Origin of the sequence: Desulfurella sp. (assembly GCF_023256235.1) — a bacterium.
GTDB lineage: Bacteria > Campylobacterota_A > Desulfurellia > Desulfurellales > Desulfurellaceae > Desulfurella.
The window spans coordinates 1-3812 of record NZ_JAGDWY010000051.1; the positions used below are offsets into that span (position 1 = coordinate 1).

A 3812-nucleotide genomic window follows, 5' to 3' on the forward strand; every position below is an offset into this window, starting at 1 on the left:
AAGAGCCCTTGAAACACTTAATGCAACACTAAAAGCTTTGTTTGATAGATACTATCCTGCATTCCCGCTTCATTGTAACGAGATAGGTGGTTTCACACCCAGCATCTCATATAATTGAATTTGTTTTTGGGTAATTTCTCCTATATAGAGTTTTTTATTTGGTTGTTCAAAGCATTCTATTATATCAAATTCATCCAGCAGCTCTTGCATTGTATAATTTTTAAAAAGTTTAGCTTCTTGCATCTTCTTTTTAATATAGGATAATATGATAAGAGCAATGAACTCAACAAAGAGCTTACCATCAAGACTTTGTTCTGAGGATACCAAAAGCCTTCGAAAATTTAACCTTTCTTTAAGATCCCCAAAGGCTTTTTCTACTAAGTCTTTATTGCGGTATATTTCTAATGCTTCAATTGGGTCTTTTATGTCATTGCTAAGCAACACAAAGAAACCATAATTTTTCATCGTATCTGCAATTGAATCTTCTTTTGGTGTTATTTTTATTGATTTATTTGCAGATACTTCAAAGTATTTTTCATATTGTTTTTGGTGTTCTTTTTTTATGTCTTTACTTAATAGCTCCTCTTTGAGCGTTGACAAAAACATATTAAAGGCATTTTCTTTATCAATTGCCCTTTCTTTAGAATAGTATATATGCATATACATGCGTTTTTCTTCTTTTAGTTCATCTTTTTTATAAGGACGCTTTAAACTGTAGTGCCACGCTATAGGTAAAGACTTAGCGTATAGGTTGTAATCAGAACTGTAGTATTGCCATTGTGTTATATCTTGCCTTATAGAGTCAATAGCGTCTTGAACTATCTTAAGAGAGAGTTTGCCTGCAATTAGAAACTTCAAGTGGTTTTTGTATAGAGAGTTTATGTTGCTAAAGCTGTAAAAACCTCTGTCCATAACCAGCTTTACTTTGTCAAAGCCTAAAAAGCTCATATCTGAAAGAAGCTTTTTTACTGTAACAACATCTGGTATGTTTCCCGAAAGCTTTCGATAGTAAAAAGGCAGGTTGGATTCTTGTCCAAACAAAAGGGCCAGATTAATTTGTGCAAGCATATCATGTTCTTTATTCACACCATATTTAATCTGGTTCAAGCATTTGGAATAGCTGGAGATTGATGTAGTGTCGTAGGCTATATATTCTTTTTCTACCCTGCGTTTTGCTTGAAGACGAAAAAATCTATTCTTTGTGTCTTCTGTAATAGAAGAAAACAGTTCGCTGATTCTTTGCGAGCTCATACTATTATTCGCAGGATGTTTATGAAGACTTGCCCATTTATTGAACCTGCTTAAAGTGTTTTTGTCTTCCAATACAAGATAGTAGGCAATGGATAAAATCTTTTTATAGTCTTTGCCAAAGCAGTTTTCCAGGTCTTTAGAAAGACCAATATTTTCAGCTATCTTATCAAAAAGATAAGTAGCGCCGTAAAAATATCTTGAATCCTTTGAAATGTTTTCTTCTTTATTTGCCTTGTTTCTTTTTTTAGTTGGCACAACTTCTTGCGTTATAGGATCCAATATGCCTATAAGCTTTCTTTTTGCTCTCGCTTGTTTTTTCTCCTTATCCCAGTAAGCTACAGATTCATACACGTATATGACGCCTGTCTTTTTGTTAGGCTGTTTTACAATGGACATAGATTACCTCCTTCATCGTTACATAGTATACTATGTAACGATGAAAAAAACAAGAAAAATCGTTCATAATTCTTATATAAATCAGATTATTTTCAAAAGCTTGTTACGGGAAAGCGGGAATGCAGGATAAATGGGGAATAAGAAAATTAAAAAATTTGACTTGACAAAGGGGTACAGGTTAGTAGTAACCACTTCTTGATACCCCAAATAATCGGCACATCTTTTTCAGGGAGTGTTCCTTGGAAAGCTCTTTTGCTATCACAAATTTATCACTTTAGGTTTTCGAAAAGAGCTCAAGAGCTTTTTTTAATATGTCACGCTCTTCAACAACATTCTTATACTCTTTTTGCAGGGCTTTAAGCTCCTTGTCCTTGTCAGGAATGTTTCCATGGCCTTAGGAAAGCACTTTTGCCTTCTTTTGCTAGTCTTCTTCTTTCATTTGCACAAAAGCTGGTAGGGTATATCCATATTTCGCTGCTATTTCTTTAACTGTTTTGTCTGATCTGTAAGTTAAGTACATCCGCTTCTTCCTTAAATTCTCTTGTATAAACTTTTCTAGGTAACATGTTAAATCCTCATACTCTTTGTAATTTAGAGTAGTCTTATCTTTCTGTCCAGTAAATTATAGCAAAACCACAATATATAACTGTTAATTTCCAGGCTACATCATCTGGTGTAACAGATAATGATCCTGCAATATACGGTAAAGCTCCACTAACAATGGAGGTATCCATAAGAACCATAAAGGTAGATATCATCACCGTAAGTGCTATCACATAGGGGTTTACTTTCTGTTCCATAAATCGCTTAAATGTGTTTAAAAGCATAACAATTTAACAAAATCATTGTAAATCATTTATTTTTCTCCAAATCTTTTAACCCCTTCAAAAAAATAATCAAAGGTAAACATGCTATAAAAAGCAACATTAAATAAAAAAACACATGATTATATGAAAGCATCTGGGCTTGTTTGATTACAACTGCATTAATTATTTCTTTTAGTTTTGAATTAATAGCTGTGGTAAATGGCATACTAAAATGTTTTTCTAATTTTGCAATGTATTCTAATGTACCTCTATTAAATATAGAGACATATGGGGTTAAACTTGAGTAATACATGTTTGTACCATGGTCAGCTAATGTAGCTACTAATGCTATGCCTATGCTGCCCATAATTAACCTAAATGTATAGTACATTCCCGTGACTGCTGTAAGATCTTTTTTGTCTATGGTTAACAAAACGGATGTATTTAGTGCAACAAATATAAAGCCAAAGCCTGCCCCCTGCAAAAATTGTGGTATGCATATATACCAGAAACTTACATTTAAATTTAACGTAGCAAATATAAGAAGAGATATTATAACAAGTATCAAGCCAAAGCCAACAAGAATTTTAGGCCCTAATTTATTAAATAATTTACCACTTACTGGTGTCATTAAAATCAGCCCCAGGCCTCTTGGTAGCATGGCAAAACCTGCATCAAAAGCAGTATAACCCAACAATTTTTCCAAAAAAATAGGCACAATAAAAATAGTAGCGTACATACCTACTCCCAATAAGCCTGCAAGTAAAGCACCCATAGAAAAACTTTTGTTTTTAATTACGCGTAAATTAACAACCGGTTTGTCTGTTGTTAGCTCTCTTATAATAAATAAAATTATTCCAATGGTTGCAATAATAAATAGGTCTATGATGTAGTTGGAATTAAACCAGTTTTTATTTTCTCCGTTTGCTAAAAAAATTTGCATGGTGCCCAATCCAATAGCCATAAAAATTAAGCCAAGAAAATCTATTTTTTCTTTTTTCCTCTCAAAAAAAGGAGGATCTTTTATAAATATGCTTACCATAATTAAAGCAATGATACCAAATGGCAGATTTATATAAAATATCCAACGCCAATTATAATTTGTAACAATCCAACCAGCCAGCATAGGGCCGAAAGCAGGTCCTGTAACCATTGCCATCCCAAAAATACCCAAAGCTGCACCTTGCTCTTCTTTTGGGAAAACTTCCCTTAACGTAGCTTGAGCCATTGGAACTAAAATACCGCCGCCAATGCCCTCTAAAATTCTAAAAATAACAATAGAATAAAGGTTCCATGATAGGCCGCAAAGCGCAGAACCCAATGTAAACAAAGCTATACCAAACATATAAAAATTCTTTC

At 33.4% G+C, this 3812-nt stretch carries 3 protein-coding genes; all 3 read right to left on the minus strand.

Annotated elements, in window-relative coordinates; all coding sequences use genetic code 11:
• Nucleotides 1-69: 69 nt before the first annotated feature.
• Entirely contained in the window at nt 70-1647 is a 1578-nt protein-coding gene (locus Q0C22_RS05020) for an IS1634 family transposase (protein ID WP_291492397.1), read from the minus strand.
• Nucleotides 1648-2249: 602 nt separating this feature from the next.
• Nucleotides 2250-2447 carry a hypothetical protein gene (locus Q0C22_RS05025; RefSeq protein WP_291492399.1) on the minus strand — a complete coding sequence of 66 codons (198 nt, stop codon included), beginning with the start codon at nt 2445-2447 and terminating at the stop codon, nt 2250-2252.
• A gap of 52 nt (nt 2448-2499) precedes the next feature.
• Nucleotides 2500-3812 (minus strand): DHA2 family efflux MFS transporter permease subunit (locus Q0C22_RS05030; RefSeq protein ID WP_291492401.1); only part of this gene is annotated, 1313 nt, incomplete at its 5' end.

Bases quoted from the DNA above. Each gene is read 5' to 3' on its own strand.
- Q0C22_RS05025 (WP_291492399.1), bottom strand. From the start codon at position 2,447: ATGGAACAGAAAGTAAACCCCTATGTGATAGCACTTACGGTGATGATA.
- Q0C22_RS05020 (WP_291492397.1), bottom strand. From the start codon at position 1,647: ATGTCCATTGTAAAACAGCCTAACAAAAAGACAGGCGTCATATACGTG.